The sequence below is a fragment of the Herbaspirillum sp. alder98 genome, assembly GCF_020179755.1.
Classification (GTDB): Bacteria; Pseudomonadota; Gammaproteobacteria; order Burkholderiales; family Burkholderiaceae_D; genus Herbaspirillum.
The window spans coordinates 875,660-893,168 of sequence record NZ_JAIUCY010000001.1; the positions used below are offsets into that span (position 1 = coordinate 875,660).

Here is a 17,509-nt window from a genome sequence, read left to right on the forward strand (position 1 = left end):
ACGGAGCCGTCAATGTCGCAACTCTTCATCCAGGCCGAACCCTATCCATGGCCCTACGACGGCGCGCTCACGCCCGCCAATACTGCACTGGTGGTGATCGACATGCAGACCGACTTCTGCGGCATCGGCGGCTACGTCGACAAGATGGGCTACGACCTGTCGCTCACGCGGGCGCCGATCGAACCGATCAAACGGGTGCTGAGCGCCATGCGGGCCGGCGGCTACGCCATCATCCACACCCGTGAAGGGCATCGCCCCGACCTGTCGGACCTGCCGGCCAACAAGCGCTGGCGCTCGCGCCAGATCGGCACCAATGGCGTCGGCATCGGCGATCCCGGCCCGTGCGGCAGGATCCTGGTGCGGGGCGAACCGGGTTGGGAAATCATCGACGAGCTGGCGCCGCTGGCCGGCGAGATCATCATCGACAAGCCCGGCAAGGGCTCGTTCTGCGCCACCGATCTCGACCTGCTGCTGCGCACCCGTGGCATCCGCAACCTGGTCCTGACCGGGATCACCACAGATGTCTGCGTGCACACCACCATGCGCGAGGCCAACGACCGCGGCTATGAATGCGTGATGCTGGCCGACTGCTGCGGCGCCACCGACCATGCCAACCACCTGGCTGCGCTGTCGATGATCAAGATGCAGGGCGGCGTGTTCGGCGCGGTATCCGATGCGCAGTCGCTGATCCAGGCACTGGGAGCCTGATCGTGCACGCGCTCGAGCTGGAGATCATCGGCGCCGGCAAATCCTTCGGCAGCTTTCGCGCGCTGGACCGGGTGTCGCTGAAGATTCGCGCCGGCACCATCCATGCGCTGCTGGGCGAGAACGGGGCCGGCAAGAGCACGCTGGTGAAGGGACTGGTGGGCTACAGCCCGCTCGACCAGGGCGCCATCGTGGCCGACCAGCGCGAAGTCGAGATACGCGGCCCGCGCGTGCCCAATCAACTCGGCATCGGCATGGTGTACCAGCATTTCACGCTGGCGCCCAGCCTGTCGGTGGCCGAGAACCTGTTGCTGGCGCGCGGCGACCTGCCGTTGCGCATCCGCTGGTCCGGCGAACGGGCGGCGCTGCGCGCCTTCATGCAGACCATGCCGTTCGCGCTCGACCTGGAGCGCCCGGTATCGAGCCTGTCGGCCGGCGAAAAACAGAAGCTCGAGATACTGAAGCAACTCTACCTGCAACGCCGCCTGCTGATCCTCGACGAACCGACCTCGGTGCTGACCCCGCAGGAGGCCGACGAAGTGCTGGGCCTGATGCACACCCTGACCCGGCGCCAGGCGCTGACGGTCCTGATGATCACCCACAAGTTTCACGAGGTCACGGCCTACGCCGACGATGTCACGGTGTTGCGCCGGGGACAGCTGGTGGGCAGCGCCCGCGTGGCCGACACCGGCCCGGCCGAACTGGCGCACTGGATGATGGGACACGCGCGCGAAGAAAAGGCGCTGGCCGCACGACCGCCGGTGCCGGTGACCGCGGTGCCGGGACTGGAGGTGGCATCGCTCACCGTCAACAACGACCGCGGCGTGGCCGCCGTGCGCGCCTTGTCGCTGCAGGTCAGGCGCGGCGAGATCGTCGGCCTGGCCGGGATCTCCGGCAATGGCCAGAAGGAACTGGTCGAAGCGCTGCTGGGCCAGCGCCGCCGGCTGTCGGGCGAAGTGCGCATCGATGGCGCAGCCTATGGCGCCACGCGCAGTGAAATGCGGGCGCGCCGGGTATTTGCCCTGCCCGAGGAACCACTGCGCAACGCCTGCATTGCCGGCATGAGCGTGGCCGAGAACATGGCGCTGCGCAATTTCGACGTGGCGCCGTTCAGGCGCCGGGGATGGCTGGCCTGGAGCCTGGATCGTTCTGCCTTGCGGCGCCAGGCGCACAGCCTGATCAGCGCCTTCAACGTGCGCCCGCCGGTGCCTGAACGCGCCATCGGCACGCTCTCGGGTGGCAACGTGCAACGCGCAGTGCTGGCCCGCGAGCTGGGCGACGCCAGCAACGACCAGCAAGCGGCCAATGTGCTGATCGTCGCCAACCCGGTATTCGGGCTCGACTTTGCGTCGGTCGCCGACATCCATGCCAGGCTGTTACAGGCGCGCGAACAAGGCGCGGCGATCCTGCTGGTCAGCGAAGACCTGGACGAACTGCTGGCGCTGTCGGACCGGATCCTGGTGATGACCGACGGCGCCATCGTGCATGCCGCCGAACAGGTCGCCACGCACGGCGCCGACCGCGCCGAACTGGGCCGCCACATGGCCGGCCACACCTCAACCCAACGGGAGTCGGCATGATCGTCCAGGCACAACCGTACCCCTATCCGTTCGACCCACGCAGCACGGCGCTGGTGGTGATCGACATGCAGCGCGACTTCGTCGAGGAAGGCGGCTTCGGCAGCGCTCTGGGCAACGACGTGCGCCCGCTGGCGGCCATCGTGCCCACCGTCGCCGCGCTGCTGGCCACCGCGCGCGCGGCCGGCCTGCTGGTGGTGCATACCCGTGAATCGCATCTGCCGGACCTGTCGGATTGCCCGCCCGCCAAACGCCGGCGCGGCAATGCTGCACTGGGCATTGGCGATGTCGGTCCGATGGGCCGCATCCTGGTGCGCGGCGAGCCAGGCAACCAGATCCTGCCGCAGCTGGCGCCGGTGGCGGGCGAACTGGTCATCGACAAACCCGGCAAGGGCGCCTTCTATGCCACCGACCTGCATGCGCAGTTGCAGCAGCGCGGCATCAGCCACCTGCTGTTCGCCGGCGTCACCACCGAAGTGTGCGTGCAGACCTCGATGCGCGAAGCCAACGATCGCGGCTACGAATGCCTGATCATCGAGGACGCCTGCGCCAGCTACTTCCCCTCGCTGCACCAGGCAACGCTGACCATGCTGATTGCCCAGGGCGGCATCGTCGGCTGGAAGGCCAGCCTGGCTGAACTGCAACACGCATTCCAACCTCTTGCCGGAGCCGCCGCATGACACCGTCCCATCAAATCAACCTGCCGCAAGTCGTCGCCGAGGTCGAACAAGTCTTCGCCGACTACGAATATGCGCTGCTGATCAATGACATCCCGACCCTGGACCGCTGGTTCTGGTATCACCCGCAAACGGTGCGCTACGGCGTGGCCGAGGTGCTGCTGGGCGGCGAGGCGATCCGCCAGTACCGGCAGAGCTGCGCGCCGGTGCCGTCCTCGCGCAAGCTGCAGCGCACCGTTGTCACTACCTTCGGCACCGACTATGCTACGGTCTCGACCGAATTCACCGACCACACCTCTGATCGCACCGGCCGCCAGATGCAGACGTGGGTGAAGATGGAACCAGGCTGGCGCATCGTCGCCGCCCATGTCAGCCTGATGGCATAAGCTTTTGTCATGCGCTAACCGAACACGAACCAGCTCACCATGACAGTCACCGTCGCCAATCCACTTGCCGAACAGGTCTACACCCGGCTCAAGGACGAGATCTTCAATTTTCGCCTGCTGCCCGGGGACAACTTCACCGAGACCGAGATGGCGCAGCGCCAGGGCGTGTCCCGCACGCCGCTGCGCGATGCGCTGTTCAGGTTGCAGCGAGAGGGTTACCTCGAGGTCGGTTTCAGGCGCGGCTGGCGAGTCTGTCCGATCGACTTTGACCGGCTCGACAACCTGTATGACCTGCGCATCGTGCTCGAGATGGCGTCGCTGGAAAAACTGTGCCAGCAGCAAGAACCGTCGGCCGGGCTGCAATCGCTCAACGGCACCTGGCTGGTGGCGCCCGAGGCGCGCCTGTCGGACGCGGTGATGGTGGCCGAGCTCGACGAGGCCTTCCACACCAACCTGGTGGCGGCGGCGGGCAACGACGAGATGACCCGGGTGCATACCCAGGTCACCGAAAAGATCCGCATCGTGCGGCGGCTCGACTTCCTGAAGAAGAACCGGGTCGATGCGACCTATGAAGAGCACGGCAAGATATTGCAGCTGATCGCCAAGCGCAAGACCACCGAGGCGCAGATCCTGCTGCGCGCCCACATCACCCAGAGCAAGCTGGAAGTGCGCAAGATCACCATCTGGATGTTGGCCGAGGCGCGCCAGGAACAGACCACCGACCCGACGCTGCAGGCGCACCGTTAGACACCATTGCATGAATGGCAAGTTTCCGTGGTGAAACCATCAAAAACAATGCTTTGCACCAAGCGCGGCCGCAAATAAGGGAAAGCCTCCGAAAACATTTATAATGGAGGGCTTTTGCAACAGCGTCACTTTCCCCTGTCTAGATGAAGGTATTTCGCGGACTTCCCAACGCCGAATCACGCGCGCCCTGTGCGCTGACAATCGGCAACTTCGACGGCGTGCATCTTGGCCACCAGGCGCTCTTGGCGCAGGTGCGCGAGGCTGCGGGCCGCTTCGGGCTGGACGCTGCGGTGATGACGTTCGAACCGCACCCGCGCGAGTTCTTTGCGCAACTGCTCGGTAAGCCCGAGATCGCTCCCGCCCGCATCGCCAACCTGCGTGACAAGCTGCAGTCGCTGACCAACGCCGGCATCGACCGCGTCATCGTCGAACATTTCGGCAGCCACTTTGCGGCGTTGTCGCCACAAGACTTCATCGAAAAGATCCTGGTGCAGGGCCTGCACGTGCGCTGGCTGATGGTCGGCGACGACTTCTGCTTCGGCGCCCGGCGTGCCGGCAACCTGCAAACCCTGATCGAGGCCGGTCGTGAACATGGCTTCGAGGTGCATTCGATGCCGACCGTGACCAATGCCGGGGTGCGTATCTCGTCGTCGGCGGTGCGCGCGGCGCTGGCCGCGGGCGACCTCCAGCTGGCGCGCCAGCTGCTGGGTCACTCGTATGCGATCACCGGCCATGTGGTGCACGGCAAGAAACTGGGCCGCACCATCGGTTTTCCCACGCTCAACATGCGGGTCGGCCACAAGCGCCCGGCCTTGTCGGGCATCTTCGTGGTGCAGGTGCACGGACTGGCGGCGCAACCGCTGCCGGCAGTGGCCAGCCTGGGCGTGCGGCCGACGGTCGACGACAGTGGCCGGGTGCTGCTCGAGACGCACCTGCTGGATTTCCAGGGCGATTGCTACGGCAAGCTGCTGCGGGTCGAATTCCTGAAAAAGCTGCGTGACGAAGAAAAATACGTCGATCTGCCCACGCTGACCGCAGCCATTGCCCGCGACGCCGACCAGGCGCGCGCCTACTTCGCGCAGAACGGCGGCTTTGCCATTTCGGCGACCGACCGAATTTGACGCTGGCCGGCGGTGGCTGCAAGCCCCGTCGTCCAGCACCCCGTCTTCCTGCCGCGCACTGGTGCGGCCCCAGAATTAACAGCATTCCTTACGAGAAACCTCATGTCGAACAACGAATCGCCGGTCAAGCCGGGCAAGCAGGACAAGCCAGGCAAGACGCCTTCCAAGTATCCGGTCAACATGACCGAAACCGATTTCCCGATGCGCGGCGACCTGGCCAAGCGCGAGCCGCAGTGGGTCAAGCAATGGCAAGAGCAGAAGCTCTACCAGCGCATCCGTCGCGCCAGCGCCGGCCGCCCCAAGTTCATCCTGCATGACGGCCCGCCGTATGCCAACGGCGAGATCCACCTGGGCCACGCCGTCAACAAGATCCTCAAGGACATGATCGTCAAGGCCCGCAACATGGCCGGCTTCGACGCCCAATACGTGCCGGGCTGGGATTGCCACGGCATGCCGATCGAGATCCAGATCGAGAAGAAGTACGGCAAGAACCTGCCGGTGGCCGAGGTGCAGGCCAAGGCCCGCGCCTATGCCGAAGAGCAGATCAACCTGCAGCGCCGCGATTTCATCCGCCTGGGCGTGCTGGGCGAATGGGACAACCCGTACAAGACCATGAACTTCTCCAATGAAGCCGACGAGCTGCGCGCGCTCGGCAAGATCCTGGAGAAGGGCTATGTCTATCGCGGCCTGAAACCGGTCAACTGGTGCTTCGATTGCGGCTCCGCGCTGGCCGAGGCCGAAGTCGAATACCAGGACAAGCGCGACCCGGCCATCGACGTCGGCTTCCCCTTTGCCGAACACGACAAGCTGGCAACCGCCTTCGGCCTGGCCGAGCTGCCGACTCGCCACGGTTACATCGTGATCTGGACCACCACGCCCTGGACCATCCCGTCCAACCAGGCGCTCAACGTCCACCCCGAGTTCGAGTATGCGCTGGTGGAAACCTCGCGCAATGGCGAACCGCTGCTGCTGATTTTGGCCCGTGACCTGGTCGAGGCCTGTCTGCAGCGCTACGGCCTGGAAGGCCGCGTGATCGCCACCGCCCGTGGCGAAGCGCTGTCGCTGATCCGCTTCCACCATCCACTGGCCAAGGCCGATGCCGGCTATGACCGCCTGTCGCCTATCTTCCTTGGCGACTACGTGACCGCCGACAGCGGCACCGGCATCGTCCACTCGGCGCCGGCCTACGGTATCGAAGACTTCATCTCGTGCAAGGCGCACGGCATGAAGGACGACGACTTCATCAACCCGGTGATGGGCGACGGCCGCTATGCGTCGACCCTGCCGCTGTTTGCCGGCCTGACCATCTGGGAAGCCTCCAAGCCGATCTGCGCCAAGCTCGACGAAGTGGGTTCGCTGTTCAAGCTGGTGATGTTCGATCACAGCTACATGCATTGCTGGCGCCACAAGACGCCGATCATCTATCGCGCCACTTCGCAGTGGTTCGCCAGCATGGACAACACTCCCAAGGACGGCGAACTGAGCCTGCGCCAGACCGCCCTGCAGGGGATCGAAGACACCGCCTTCTACCCCGCCTGGGGCAAGGCGCGGCTGCACGGCATGATCGCCAACCGTCCCGACTGGACCCTGTCGCGCCAGCGCCAGTGGGGCGTGCCGATGGCCTTCTTCGTGCACAAGGAAACGGGCGAGCTGCACCCGCGCACGCCGGAATTGATCGAGCAGATCGCCCAGCGCATCGAGCAGGGCGGCATCGAAGCCTGGCAGGCGCTGGAGCCACGCGAGCTGCTGGGCGACGACGCCGAGCATTACCTCAAGAACCGCGACACGCTGGACGTCTGGTTCGATTCGGGCACGACGCACCAGACCGTGCTGCGCGGATCGCACCAGCAGCAATTGCAGTTCCCGGCCGACCTCTACCTGGAAGGCTCGGACCAGCACCGCGGCTGGTTCCACTCGTCGCTGCTGACGTCGGCCATGCTCAACGGCGTGGCGCCCTACAAGGCGCTGCTGACGCACGGCTTCGTGGTCGACGGCGAAGGCCGCAAGATGTCCAAGTCGCTCAAGAACGGCGTCGAGCCGCAAAAGGTGGCTGACTCGCTGGGCGCGGAAATCCTGCGCCTGTGGATCGCCTCCAGCGACTACTCGGGCGAGATCTCGATCTCGGACGAAATCCTCAAGCGCGTGACCGAATCGTATCGCCGCATCCGCAACACGCTGCGCTTCCTGCTGGCCAACACCTCCGACTTCGATCCTGCCAAGGATGCGGTGCCGGTGGCCGACCTGCTGGAAATCGACCGCTATGCGATCGCCAACGTGGCACGCCTGCAAGCCGAGGTGCTGGCGCATTTCGAGACTTACGAGTTCCATCCGGTGGTGGCCAAGCTGCAGATGTATTGCTCGGAAGACCTGGGCGGCTTCTATCTCGACATCCTCAAGGATCGCCTCTACACCAGCGGCGTGACATCAGAGGCGCGCCGTTCGGCACAGACCGCCGTCTGGCACATCACCCAGGCGCTGCTGCGCCTGATGGCGCCGATCCTGTCGTTCACGGCCGAAGAAGCCTGGCGTTTCTTTGCCACGCCGGAGGCACTGGCGCAGAGCGACGACACCATCTTCAGCCAGACCTACCACGCGGTGCCGCAAGTGGCCGACGCCGAAGCCTTGCTGGCCAAGTTTGCCGTGCTGCACGAAGTGCGCGCCGCCGTCACCAAGCAACTGGAAGAGGTGCGGATCGCCGGCGGCATCGGTTCGTCCCTGCAGGCCGAAGTCGAACTGAAGGTCGCCGGCGACAAGGCAGCCCTGCTGCAAAGCCTGGGCGACGATCTCAAGTTCGTGCTGATCACTTCCGCCGCCAGCGTCACGCCGGTCGACAGTGTCGAAGCCGAAAGCGTGATCGTGACGCCGTCGACCGAACAGAAATGCGAACGCTGCTGGCACTATCGCGCCGACGTCGGGTCTCATGCCGAGCATCCTGGCCTGTGCGGTCGCTGCTATTCGAACCTGTTTGGCCAGGGCGAGCAACGCCGCTTCGCCTGATCTCCACTTAGGACCGCTCCCGGCTTGTCGCCGGGAGCATCCAGCCTTAAACAATAACTCTCATGGCAACCAAAAAGCGTCCACTCTCCGCCTCGTCGACATCCAGCCAGGGCCTGCTGCCGTGGCTCGGCATCGCCACCATCGTGCTGCTGCTGGACCAGTTGAGCAAGATCACCATCTTGAAGCTGTTCCACTACGGCGAGTCGGTGCCGGTCACGGGCTTCTTCAACCTGGTGCTGGTCTATAACAAGGGCGCGGCGTTCAGCTTCCTGGCCGCCAGCGGCGGTTGGCAGCGCTATTTCTTTACCATCATCGGGATTGGCGCGGCCATCTTCATCGTGCACATGCTGCGCCGCCATCCCGGGCAACGCATGTTCTGCTGGGCGCTGGCCCTGATCCTGGGCGGCGCCATCGGCAATGTGATCGACCGCGTGGTGTACGGCCATGTGATCGACTTCCTGGATGTGTATGTGGGCAACTGGCACTGGCCGGCCTTCAACGTGGCCGACAGTGCGATCTGCGTAGGTGCGGTATTGTTCGTCGTGGACGAACTGCGGCGGGTCTCCAAGAAGTAAGTTCGAATCGCGGCAAGCAAGGGACAAGGGAGCAAGCATGGAGCTGGCTGGCAAGAAAATCGTACTGGGCCTGACCGGTGGCGTGGCCTGTTACAAGGCCGCCGAACTGGCGCGCGCCCTGGGCCGCGCCGGCGCGTCGGTGCAAGTCGTGATGACCGAGGCGGCGACCCGCTTCATCACCGCCGTGACCATGCAGGCGCTGACCGGCAACACGGTCTATACCGACCAGTGGGATGCGCGCATTGCCAACAACATGCCGCACATCGACCTCACCCGCGATGCCGACGCCATCGTGATCGTGCCTTGCTCCACCAATTTCATCGCCCGCCTGGCCCACGGCACCTGCGACGACCTGCTTTCGACGCTGTGCGTGGCGCGCCCTGCGCGGGTGCCGTTGATGGTGGCGCCGGCCATGAATGTCGAGATGTGGCAGAACCCGGCGACCCAGCGCAATGTGACGCAGATTCGCCAGGACGGCATCCTGCTGCTGGGTCCCGATTCGGGCGACCAGGCTTGCGGCGAAGTCGGGATGGGTCGCATGCTGGAACCCGAACAACTGCTGGAAGAAATCATCGCTGCCTTTCAGCCCAAGCTGATGGCAGGCCGCCGCGTGCTGCTGACCGCCGGCCCCACGTTCGAACCGATCGATCCGGTGCGCGGCATCACCAATCTGTCGTCCGGCAAAATGGGATATGCCCTGGCCCGGGCGCTGCGCGAAGCCGGCGCCGAGGTCATGCTGGTGTCCGGCCCGACCGCGCTGGCCGCGCCCTATGGGGTGCGGCGCATCGATGTGCAGACCGCACAGCAGATGCTGGATGCGGTGCTGGCCAATGTGAGCGGCCAGGACGTGTTCGTGGCGGTGGCGGCGGTGGCCGACTGGCGGGTGGCAAATGCCAGCGAACACAAGATCAAGAAGAATGCCGACGGCGACCTGCCGCAGCTGGAATTTGCCCAGAACCCGGATATCCTGGCCACCGTGGCAGCGCTGCCGAAACGGCCGTTCTGCGTCGGCTTCGCGGCCGAATCCGAACAGCTCGAGCAACATGGCGCAGCCAAGCGCGCGCGCAAGAATATACCGCTGCTGGTGGGCAACCTGGGCCCGCAGACCTTCGGCCGTGACGACAATGCATTGATGCTGTTCGACCAGCATGGCCATAGCGAATTGCCGCGCGCCGACAAATTGACGCTGGCACGCCAGCTGGTGCGCGAGATCGCGCGCCGCGCCGACGCCAGCTAGGCCATCAGGCCCGGCGTGCGGCAGGCGCGCCGAGCGACGCTTTCATTTTCTCAGGTCGCTGGTATCGATCACCAGCAGCGCCGCCAGCAAAATGATCAGCACCCCCATTGCCACCAGCGCCACCCCGGGCAGCATCACCGCCATCGTATCCATCCTGCTGATACTGACCAGCATCCCGCCCATGTACATCAGGATCATGCTCCATGGCCGCAGGCCATCGAGCAACTGCATGAGACGACTGCGTTCGCCTGGTGCGGCGCGCTGGCGTCCAAGTAGTGAATAGAGCATATTCGTCAGCTCGCACAGAGGAAACAGCAGGGTGACCGCCAGCAACAGCCAGAACGGCCATGCCAGCCCATCGTTGACGCCGCGCAAGCACTCCCACAACCGCAATCGGGTCGTGCTGCCCCTGGCCGTCATTTCGACAATCGGAAAGAGGTTGCTCGCCACCAGCGACATCAACGCCGCCGACACCAACATCCCTCGCCAGTCGCGACGGCCACGATTGATCGATCTGGCATGAGCTGGCATGCAGTGGACCACTGGAACGTACCGATTCTTGTCAGCGCAGCTGCGTCAACAATGCCTTCGCACCTTTTTCAAGGCCTGCCTTCGAGGCGCTGAGGGCACCCATGCTCGCGCCTATATCCCACGGTTTCGGGTACTGCTTGGTAATGAATGCCTTGAGCAGGCGCTGGTCATTGGCGTCGTAGACTTCGACCGAATAGATCACCGATCCACCAATGAGCGCCTCGCGGTCACGCGCATTCTGCACCGCGTTGTAGAGGCCGCCGCCGATATCGAAACGGGTGAAGGTCGACAGCACGGCGGTATTGGTATTGGCGCCGGTCAGGGTCAACTTGATCAGCAGCGTGTTGCTGCGCGGGGTATCGCTCAACGTGAAGCGGCTTCTGAGTTCTTCCGTGAATTTTTGCTGCATGTAACTTGCCAGTGCCGATTTGTCACTTTCACTCATGTCGCCGAACTGATGGTCGGCGCCGCGATAGATCACCACCGGCGCCACTATCGCGGCGCGATAACTGCTCCAGTCGACCGGCAACGAATAAGAAAAAGGCACACGACCCGTGCTGTCGTCGACATTGTTCGCCAGCACTCTGGTCGAATCGATTCCCGTGTATTTCACGGGGTCCGAACTCGCACAAGCCGTCAACAGGGCGCAAAGGAGCGCGACGAAGCCCAAACGCTTCACCGAAGTGTTAGTACGCATTGCTAATATCCTTGGTGGGTGCGGCTACGGCGCTACGCTGTCGCGCAGGTGCAGCCAGCTAGGTTTTTCGGCCATCGGTTTCGAGTCGGTCTCACCGGCCTTGAAAGCACTATAGCACCGTATTTCCAGTTTACATACCGTCCAGACGGTTTTTATTGTAACCGTGGTTTTACCGGCCCGGAGGCGCGATGGATCGCGCAGGGATATTAAGGAGGGGGAGTTACTTGATGGCGTTCTTTGCCTTGGCGCGCCTGGCCGGCGACTTTTGCCAGCGCGATTCATCGAGCAACATGTCAAAGCATTGCGCGCGCTCTTCATCCGACAACGGGCACATGTTGAAGATCGAGGTCCACAGCAGCCCACGCGCGGCCGTCCAGCGCAGGATCGCCATCTCGGGGTCATCTGCCTCGTTCCTGATGGCGGCCACATGAACCGAGTCTTCGGTGCGCAGCCCTTCCATCAACGACGGTTGCTCATTGATGGCGCCGAGAATCGCCAACGCGACCGATTGCGGCTGCTTGGTGGCCTCGCGCAATACAGAAATCTGCATGGCCAGGGATGGCTCCTGGGAATTCTTTCCATCGCTGTCGAGGAAGTCGCGCGCAAACTTGGCGAAATGGGTTCGCTGATTGTCCAGCAGCGCCACCAGAACCGCCTGCTTGGTACGGAAATGATGCAGCACGCCGCCCTTGCTGATGCCGGCCTCTTTGGCGATGGCATCGATGGTCAGCTTGTTGGCGCCATCGCGTGCGATCACGGCAAGCGCAGACTGGATGATGAGCTGCCTTGATTTCTCTGAACGAACGGAATTTTCCATGGATTAGGCGCGTGCAACAGGTCGGAGAAATGCGCAACGATAGCCGGTTATAGGGGGCGACGCAAACGACCTACCCGAATTTACGTTCATGCAGTCGTCCTGGGCCAAGGCGCCGTGACAATCGGTTTCACCTTCCCCCCTCGCTATCTTGATAAAATCCCCCACCGGCGCAGCGCGCCTGTTTGTGATTGCTATAACAAGAATCCAAAAATAGCCAAGGATTAAAGATGTTCAGAAGAATTGAAACCCGCGTAGTCAACCCGTTGCTGGGCGATAAGATCGAGTTGCCGTCCTATGCCACCGAAGGCTCCGCCGCCTTGGATCTGCGCGCCTGCATCGAGCAAGCCGTCACCTTGCCGCCAGGCGGCCGTACCCTGGTCAAGACCGGCATCGCCATCAACATGATGGACCCGGGCCTGGTCGCCATCGTCGCCTCTCGCTCGGGCCTGTCGCTCAAGCACGGCGTACGCGTGGCGCAAGGCATCGGCGTCATCGATGCCGATTACCATGGCGAGATCGGCGTGATCCTGGCCAACGATGGCACCGAGCCTTATGAAATCACCCCGGGCGAACGCATCGCGCAGTTGATGTTCCAGCCGGTGATTCAGGTCGCCATGCATCTGGTCGATGAGTTTTCCACCGAAACCGGCCGCGGTGTCGGCGGCTTCGGCAGCACCGGCAAGTCCTGAATCCCTTATCAACCGAAACTGTTTGCCCGTCGAGAACGCGGCAGGTCCTGTCCGGCCGCCGAACCATCCAAAATGGAACCGTGGTACGGCAGAGTTTGTCCTACCCCGATGAACCTGGCCCACCCGGTGAAGCTCCCGCAGCGGCTTAGGCAGCAAAGGCAAACAATGATGGAGAACCGCATGCTCGACCCGCTCCTGCCGGCATGGCAGAAGATCAGAAATATCGCAATCACTGCGCCGCTGTTCGCCCTGGCGGCGTGCGCGACGCAAGAACCCGTCGTCGTCGCACCGGCTACCGCGACGGCCCCGACACCGGTCGTCACGCCAGTGGCCAAACCGACCGATAACCCGCAGCAGAAGGCGTTGCGCGAGTTGATCGCCCAACAGGACCGCCTGTATCGCGTGGCCGCCCCGCTCCTCACCAATAACGCCCAACTGTGTCGCGGCAATGCACGCAACCTGCTTGGCTTCACGGCCAAGAACCGTTACTCGTTCCCGATCGAATATGCCGAGACTGCGCGCAGCCTGGGCTATGACGATCGCCTGCAGGTGACGGGCGTGCTGCCCGGCAGCGGCGCCGAACAGGCCGGCATCCAGCGCGGCGATCTGCTGCTGGCGCTGGCCGGCAAGCCGATGCCGCAGGGCACCGATGCCGAACGCCAGGCTGCGGTCCTGCTGAGCCCGCTGGTGGTGAAGAAGGCGCCGATCGCCCTGACCGTGCAACGGGGCACGCAACAGCGTACGCAGAACGTGCCATTGACGTATGCCTGCGCGTTCAGCATCGAGTTGGGCAATGCCGAGAACGTCAATACCTATTCGGATGGACGCCGGGTGCTGATTACCCGTGGCATGCTGAAATTCACGCAGACCGATGAGGAGCTGGCCTACCTGATCGCCAAGGACATGGCGCACAACATCCTCGGTCACGCGATTCGCCAGCGCATGGTCTCGACCACTGCCGAAGTGATCGACAACCTGCTGCTGCCGCATCCAGACCCGACCACAACAGCCGGCACCGCCGGCATCCGCGTCTATCCGCAAGACCTCGATGCGGCCGCCGATACGCTGTCGCTGTATCTGCTGGCGCGCGCCGGCTACAGCATCGACAACGTGCCCGCATTCTGGAAGCGACTGGCCGAGCAATACCCGGCCAGCGTGCCGAACGGCTATACGGCCCTGCATCCATCGACCGCTTATCGGCTGTCGATGATCGACAAGGTCTCGCAGATCGTGAAGGCCAAGCAGGAAGCCGGCAAGCCGCTGGTTCCCTGATGCGTTACGCACGGGCGGCACTGATGCATTTGCGGGGCTGCCGGTGCTTTCTTCGATACGCGAGGAAAGACGCTGGACCCTGACTTTCGTCAGGGCGACGGGGATTGAGGGATCGTCAGGACGAAAAAAAGCCGGAACCAAGGTTCCGGCTTTTTTACGCCTGCAGTGGAATGAATGACTTATTCCACTTCCAGCTTTTCCTGCGGTTCTTCCGGCGGCGCCGAGTCGTCGCCCTCCGGGAACTCCAGCTTGACCTGCTCCTTGTCGTCCATCTCGACCGTCACACGACCACCACTGACCAGGCGACCGAACAACAGCTCGTCGGCCAGCGCCTTGCGGATCATGTCCTGGATCAGGCGCGACATCGGACGCGCACCCATCAGCGGATCGAAACCCTTCTTCGACAGGAACTTGCGCAGGCTCTCCGAGAACACCGCATCGACCTTCTTCTCGTGCAACTGCTCTTCGAGCTGCATCAGGAACTTGTCGACCACGCGCAGGATGATTTCTTCGTCCAGCGGGCGGAAGCTGATGATCGAATCCAGACGGTTACGGAACTCAGGCGTGAACATACGCTTGATGTCGACCATCTCGTCGCCGGCTTCCTTCTTCTCGGTGAAGCCGATGGTGCGCTTCTGCAAGGCCTCGGCGCCCGCATTGGTGGTCATGATGATGATCACATTGCGGAAGTCGGTCTTGCGGCCGTTGTTGTCGGTCAGCGTGCCGTGATCCATCACCTGCAACAGGATGTTGAAGATGTCGGGGTGCGCCTTCTCGATTTCATCCAGCAGCAGCACCGAATGCGGCTTCTTGTTGACCGCCTCGGTCAGCAGGCCACCCTGGTCGAAACCGACATAACCCGGTGGCGCGCCGATCAGCCGGCTCACCGCATGACGTTCCATGTATTCGGACATGTCGAAACGCACCAGCTCGATGCCGAGGATGAAGGCCAGTTGCTTGGCCACCTCGGTCTTGCCCACACCGGTCGGTCCCGAGAACAGGAACGAGCCGATCGGCTTGTCGGTCTTGCCCAGGCCGGCGCGCGCCATCTTGATGGCGGACGCCAGCGCTTCGATCGCAGGATCCTGGCCGAACACGACATTCTTCAGGTCGCGGTCGATGGTCTGCAACTTGGCGCGATCATCCTGGTTGACCGACTGCGGCGGGATACGCGCGATCTTGGAAATGATTTCCTCGATCTCGGACTTGCCGATGGTCTTCTTCTGCTTCGACTTCGGCAGGATGCGTTGCGCAGCACCGGCCTCGTCGATCACGTCGATGGCCTTGTCTGGCAGGTGGCGGTCGTTGATGAACCGCGCCGCCAGTTCGGCCGCCGAGGTCAGGGCCGATGCCGAATACTTCACGCCATGGTGCTCTTCAAACTTCGACTTGAGGCCGCGCAGTATCTGCACGGTCTGCTCGACGGTCGGCTCGTTGACGTCGATCTTCTGGAAGCGACGCGACAGGGCGTGGTCTTTTTCGAACACACCGCGGAATTCGGTGTAGGTGGTCGCGCCGATGCACTTGAGCTGGCCGCTCGAGAGCGCCGGCTTGAGCAGGTTGGACGCGTCCAGCGTGCCACCGGAGGCCGAACCGGCGCCGATGATGGTGTGGATCTCGTCGATGAACAGGATGCCGTTGGGGCTGTCCTTGAGCTGCTTGAGCACCGCTTTCAGGCGTTGCTCGAAGTCGCCGCGATACTTGGTGCCGGCCAGCAATGCACCCATGTCCAGCGAATACACCACGGCATTCTTCAGGATCTCGGGCACATCACCCTGCGTCACGCGCCAGGCCAGGCCTTCGGCGATGGCCGTCTTGCCCACGCCGGCTTCGCCCACCAGCAGCGGGTTGTTCTTGCGGCGACGGCACAGGGTCTGGATGACGCGCTCGACTTCGGAATCGCGTCCGATCAGCGGATCGATCTTGCCTTCGGCTGCGGCCTTGTTCAGGTTCTGCGTGAACTGATCGAGCGGGCTTTCCTTCTGCTGGCCTTCGGCCTGCACGTCCTCGGCGCCTTCGGGTGCCTTCTGCGGATCTGCCTGCTGGTCCTTGCGCACACCGTGCGAAATGAAATTGACCACGTCCAGGCGGGTGACGCCCTGCTGATGCAGGTAGTACACCGCGTGCGAGTCTTTCTCGCCGAAGATCGCCACCAGCACATTGGCGCCGGTGACTTCCTTCTTGCCGTTGGACGCCGACTGCACGTGCATGATGGCGCGCTGGATCACGCGCTGGAAACCCAGCGTGGGCTGGGTATCCACCTCGTTGGTGCCAGGCACGGTGGGCGTGTTGTCGGTAATAAAGTTGGTCAGCGTCTTGCGCAGATCGTCAATATTGACCGAGCAGGCACGCAGCACCTCGGCCGCCGACGGATTGTCGAGCAGCGCGAGCAGCAAGTGTTCTACGGTAATGAATTCATGGCGCGATTGTCTGGCTTCGACAAAGGCCATGTGCAAACTGACTTCGAGTTCCTGCGCAATCATGCTTCCTCCATCACGCATTGCAGGGGATGCCCTGCCTTTCGAGCGTGGTTTAAAACGAGTTCCACTTTTGTGGATGCAATATCCTTCGGATACACACCGCACATACCCTTCCCATCGCGGTGAACCATGAGCATAATCTGCGTCGCGGTTTCACGGTCTTTGTTGAAGTACTGCTGAATGACTGCGACGACGAATTCCATCGGCGTATAGTCATCGTTCAACAACAGAACTTGGTACATCGGGGGCGGCTTGACTTTCGACTCCTGTCGCTCCAGGACTGTACCGCCATCATTTGCGTGCTTGGTTGCCATGCGTTTATTCGACCATCAATAACTGTGCAACGCACAATGATTACGTAACCTCCAGATGAATAGATATTACGCGTTTTCCCGATGTCGCGCAGATGACGATGAATTATCCTAAATCAAGGGTGCAGTGCGCCATCAACTGAACAGCGGGCCAATCTTTAAGTTGAAATTTCCTTGACTTTTACTTTTCGACCGAGAACAATGGAAAACATTGGTAAGTAGTTACTGCTTGTCAATGTAAGTTCAATAGGGGGCAAGTTTAAAGGGGGCTGCGTGACGCGCGATGCTTCTTGCTTTAACGGCTCGTGTGATTAGTTTATATTTGAGAGATAGTTTTTATGGCAACAGGTACAGTTAAGTGGTTCAACGATTCCAAGGGTTTCGGTTTCATCACCCCGGATGACGGCGGTGAAGATTTGTTTGCCCACTTCTCGGCAATCAACATGAGCGGCTTCAAGACCCTGAAAGAAGGTCAAAAAGTCAGTTTCGAAGTGACGCAAGGCCCTAAGGGCAAGCAAGCATCGAACATTCAAGACGGCAACTGATCTTTTCAGTGCGTCTCTAAAAAGGCCTCGCATATGCGAGGCCTTTTTTATGTGTGTCGGTTTTCCGTCACAGGTTCCCTCCCCCCCGCTACGCCATCAGACCACGGCCGACCAACAAAAAAGCCGGACCCGAGTCCGGCCTGAC

Annotated in this window: 17 protein-coding genes; 12 read left to right on the forward strand and 5 right to left on the reverse strand. The window is 62.5% G+C overall.

The genetic code is table 11. From position 1 onward, the window contains the following. Window positions 1-12 precede the first annotated feature (12 nt). The 9 genes from LBW87_RS04070 to coaBC all read left to right on the forward strand — a co-directional run bounded on the left by LBW87_RS04070 (window position 13) and on the right by coaBC (window position 10,022). Window positions 13-708 (forward strand): cysteine hydrolase family protein, encoded by a 696-nt coding sequence (locus LBW87_RS04070; protein WP_225200143.1) that lies wholly within the window; start codon window positions 13-15, stop codon window positions 706-708. Window positions 709-710: 2 nt separating this feature from the next. Then, window positions 711-2,285 (forward strand): ABC transporter ATP-binding protein, encoded by a 1,575-nt coding sequence (locus tag LBW87_RS04075; protein WP_225200144.1) that lies wholly within the window; start codon window positions 711-713, stop codon window positions 2,283-2,285. Next, window positions 2,282-2,962 (forward strand): cysteine hydrolase family protein, encoded by a 681-nt coding sequence (locus LBW87_RS04080; protein WP_225200145.1) that lies wholly within the window; start codon window positions 2,282-2,284, stop codon window positions 2,960-2,962. Before LBW87_RS04075 ends, LBW87_RS04080 begins: the two co-directional genes overlap by 4 nt. Next, on the forward strand, window positions 2,959-3,345 hold the full coding sequence (gene hpxZ / locus LBW87_RS04085) for an oxalurate catabolism protein HpxZ (RefSeq protein WP_225200146.1): 387 nt from the start codon (window positions 2,959-2,961) through the stop codon (window positions 3,343-3,345). The genes LBW87_RS04080 and hpxZ overlap by 4 nt, the downstream gene beginning before the upstream one ends. A gap of 39 nt (window positions 3,346-3,384) precedes the next feature. Then, window positions 3,385-4,092, forward strand: a complete 708-nt coding sequence (locus LBW87_RS04090; RefSeq protein WP_225200147.1) for a GntR family transcriptional regulator — start codon at window positions 3,385-3,387, stop codon at window positions 4,090-4,092. A 143-nt stretch (window positions 4,093-4,235) separates the two neighbouring features. Then, window positions 4,236-5,213 carry a bifunctional riboflavin kinase/FAD synthetase gene (locus tag LBW87_RS04095; RefSeq protein WP_225200148.1) on the forward strand — a complete coding sequence of 326 codons (978 nt, stop codon included), beginning with the start codon at window positions 4,236-4,238 and terminating at the stop codon, window positions 5,211-5,213. Between the two features lie 102 nt (window positions 5,214-5,315). Continuing rightward, window positions 5,316-8,210, forward strand: coding sequence for an isoleucine--tRNA ligase (gene ileS, locus LBW87_RS04100; protein WP_225200149.1), 2,895 nt, complete (start codon window positions 5,316-5,318; stop codon window positions 8,208-8,210). A gap of 62 nt (window positions 8,211-8,272) precedes the next feature. Then, window positions 8,273-8,785 (forward strand): signal peptidase II, encoded by a 513-nt coding sequence (gene lspA / locus LBW87_RS04105; RefSeq protein WP_225200150.1) that lies wholly within the window; start codon window positions 8,273-8,275, stop codon window positions 8,783-8,785. Between the two features lie 37 nt (window positions 8,786-8,822). Next, window positions 8,823-10,022, forward strand: coding sequence for a bifunctional phosphopantothenoylcysteine decarboxylase/phosphopantothenate--cysteine ligase CoaBC (gene coaBC, locus LBW87_RS04110; protein ID WP_225200151.1), 1,200 nt, complete (start codon window positions 8,823-8,825; stop codon window positions 10,020-10,022). 42 nt (window positions 10,023-10,064) lie between these two features. Here coaBC and LBW87_RS04115 read toward each other — a convergent pair whose 3' ends face one another. From LBW87_RS04115 to LBW87_RS04125, 3 genes are all read right to left on the reverse strand, one after another. Further along, the gene (locus LBW87_RS04115) at window positions 10,065-10,553 is read right to left on the reverse strand and encodes a paraquat-inducible protein A (RefSeq protein ID WP_225200152.1); all 489 of its coding nucleotides are present in this window, start codon (window positions 10,551-10,553) and stop codon (window positions 10,065-10,067) included. Between the two features lie 31 nt (window positions 10,554-10,584). Next, window positions 10,585-11,250, reverse strand: a complete 666-nt coding sequence (locus LBW87_RS04120) for a DUF3313 domain-containing protein (RefSeq protein WP_225200153.1) — start codon at window positions 11,248-11,250, stop codon at window positions 10,585-10,587. A 220-nt stretch (window positions 11,251-11,470) separates the two neighbouring features. Next, window positions 11,471-12,067: a TetR/AcrR family transcriptional regulator gene (locus tag LBW87_RS04125; protein WP_225200154.1), complete on the reverse strand. Its 597-nt coding sequence runs from the start codon at window positions 12,065-12,067 to the stop codon at window positions 11,471-11,473. A 227-nt stretch (window positions 12,068-12,294) separates the two neighbouring features. Between LBW87_RS04125 and dut the strand changes: the two genes are divergently transcribed. After that, window positions 12,295-12,756: a dUTP diphosphatase gene (gene dut / locus LBW87_RS04130; protein ID WP_225200155.1), complete on the forward strand. Its 462-nt coding sequence runs from the start codon at window positions 12,295-12,297 to the stop codon at window positions 12,754-12,756. 180 nt (window positions 12,757-12,936) lie between these two features. Continuing rightward, window positions 12,937-14,028 (forward strand): M48 family metallopeptidase, encoded by a 1,092-nt coding sequence (locus LBW87_RS04135; RefSeq protein WP_225200156.1) that lies wholly within the window; start codon window positions 12,937-12,939, stop codon window positions 14,026-14,028. Window positions 14,029-14,207: 179 nt separating this feature from the next. Here LBW87_RS04135 and clpA read toward each other — a convergent pair whose 3' ends face one another. Together clpA and clpS are read right to left on the reverse strand one after the other, a co-directional pair. Continuing rightward, a complete protein-coding gene (gene clpA, locus LBW87_RS04140) occupies window positions 14,208-16,511 on the reverse strand; it encodes an ATP-dependent Clp protease ATP-binding subunit ClpA (RefSeq protein ID WP_225200157.1) in 2,304 nt (767 codons plus the stop codon). Further along, the gene (gene clpS / locus LBW87_RS04145; RefSeq protein ID WP_008119628.1) at window positions 16,508-16,822 is read right to left on the reverse strand and encodes an ATP-dependent Clp protease adapter ClpS; all 315 of its coding nucleotides are present in this window, start codon (window positions 16,820-16,822) and stop codon (window positions 16,508-16,510) included. The genes clpA and clpS overlap by 4 nt, the downstream gene beginning before the upstream one ends. Before the next feature lie 335 nt (window positions 16,823-17,157). Here clpS and LBW87_RS04150 point away from each other — a divergent pair, with 335 nt between their 5' ends. After that, window positions 17,158-17,364 carry a cold-shock protein gene (locus LBW87_RS04150; RefSeq protein ID WP_008119630.1) on the forward strand — a complete coding sequence of 69 codons (207 nt, stop codon included), beginning with the start codon at window positions 17,158-17,160 and terminating at the stop codon, window positions 17,362-17,364. Window positions 17,365-17,509: the final 145 nt, after the last annotated feature.

Excerpts from the sequence above, each read along its gene's own strand:
- LBW87_RS04070 (WP_225200143.1), top strand. The coding sequence starts at position 13 with ATGTCGCAACTCTTCATCCAGGCCGAACCCTATCCATGGCCCTACGAC.
- LBW87_RS04080 (WP_225200145.1), top strand. The coding sequence starts at position 2,282 with ATGATCGTCCAGGCACAACCGTACCCCTATCCGTTCGACCCACGCAGC.
- hpxZ (WP_225200146.1), top strand. The coding sequence starts at position 2,959 with ATGACACCGTCCCATCAAATCAACCTGCCGCAAGTCGTCGCCGAGGTC.
- LBW87_RS04090 (WP_225200147.1), top strand. The coding sequence starts at position 3,385 with ATGACAGTCACCGTCGCCAATCCACTTGCCGAACAGGTCTACACCCGG.
- LBW87_RS04095 (WP_225200148.1), top strand. The coding sequence starts at position 4,236 with ATGAAGGTATTTCGCGGACTTCCCAACGCCGAATCACGCGCGCCCTGT.
- ileS (WP_225200149.1), top strand. The coding sequence starts at position 5,316 with ATGTCGAACAACGAATCGCCGGTCAAGCCGGGCAAGCAGGACAAGCCA.
- lspA (WP_225200150.1), top strand. The coding sequence starts at position 8,273 with ATGGCAACCAAAAAGCGTCCACTCTCCGCCTCGTCGACATCCAGCCAG.
- coaBC (WP_225200151.1), top strand. The coding sequence starts at position 8,823 with ATGGAGCTGGCTGGCAAGAAAATCGTACTGGGCCTGACCGGTGGCGTG.
- LBW87_RS04115 (WP_225200152.1), bottom strand. The coding sequence starts at position 10,553 with ATGCCAGCTCATGCCAGATCGATCAATCGTGGCCGTCGCGACTGGCGA.
- LBW87_RS04120 (WP_225200153.1), bottom strand. The coding sequence starts at position 11,250 with ATGCGTACTAACACTTCGGTGAAGCGTTTGGGCTTCGTCGCGCTCCTT.
- LBW87_RS04125 (WP_225200154.1), bottom strand. The coding sequence starts at position 12,067 with ATGGAAAATTCCGTTCGTTCAGAGAAATCAAGGCAGCTCATCATCCAG.
- dut (WP_225200155.1), top strand. The coding sequence starts at position 12,295 with ATGTTCAGAAGAATTGAAACCCGCGTAGTCAACCCGTTGCTGGGCGAT.
- LBW87_RS04135 (WP_225200156.1), top strand. The coding sequence starts at position 12,937 with ATGCTCGACCCGCTCCTGCCGGCATGGCAGAAGATCAGAAATATCGCA.
- clpA (WP_225200157.1), bottom strand. The coding sequence starts at position 16,511 with ATGATTGCGCAGGAACTCGAAGTCAGTTTGCACATGGCCTTTGTCGAA.
- clpS (WP_008119628.1), bottom strand. The coding sequence starts at position 16,822 with ATGGCAACCAAGCACGCAAATGATGGCGGTACAGTCCTGGAGCGACAG.
- LBW87_RS04150 (WP_008119630.1), top strand. The coding sequence starts at position 17,158 with ATGGCAACAGGTACAGTTAAGTGGTTCAACGATTCCAAGGGTTTCGGT.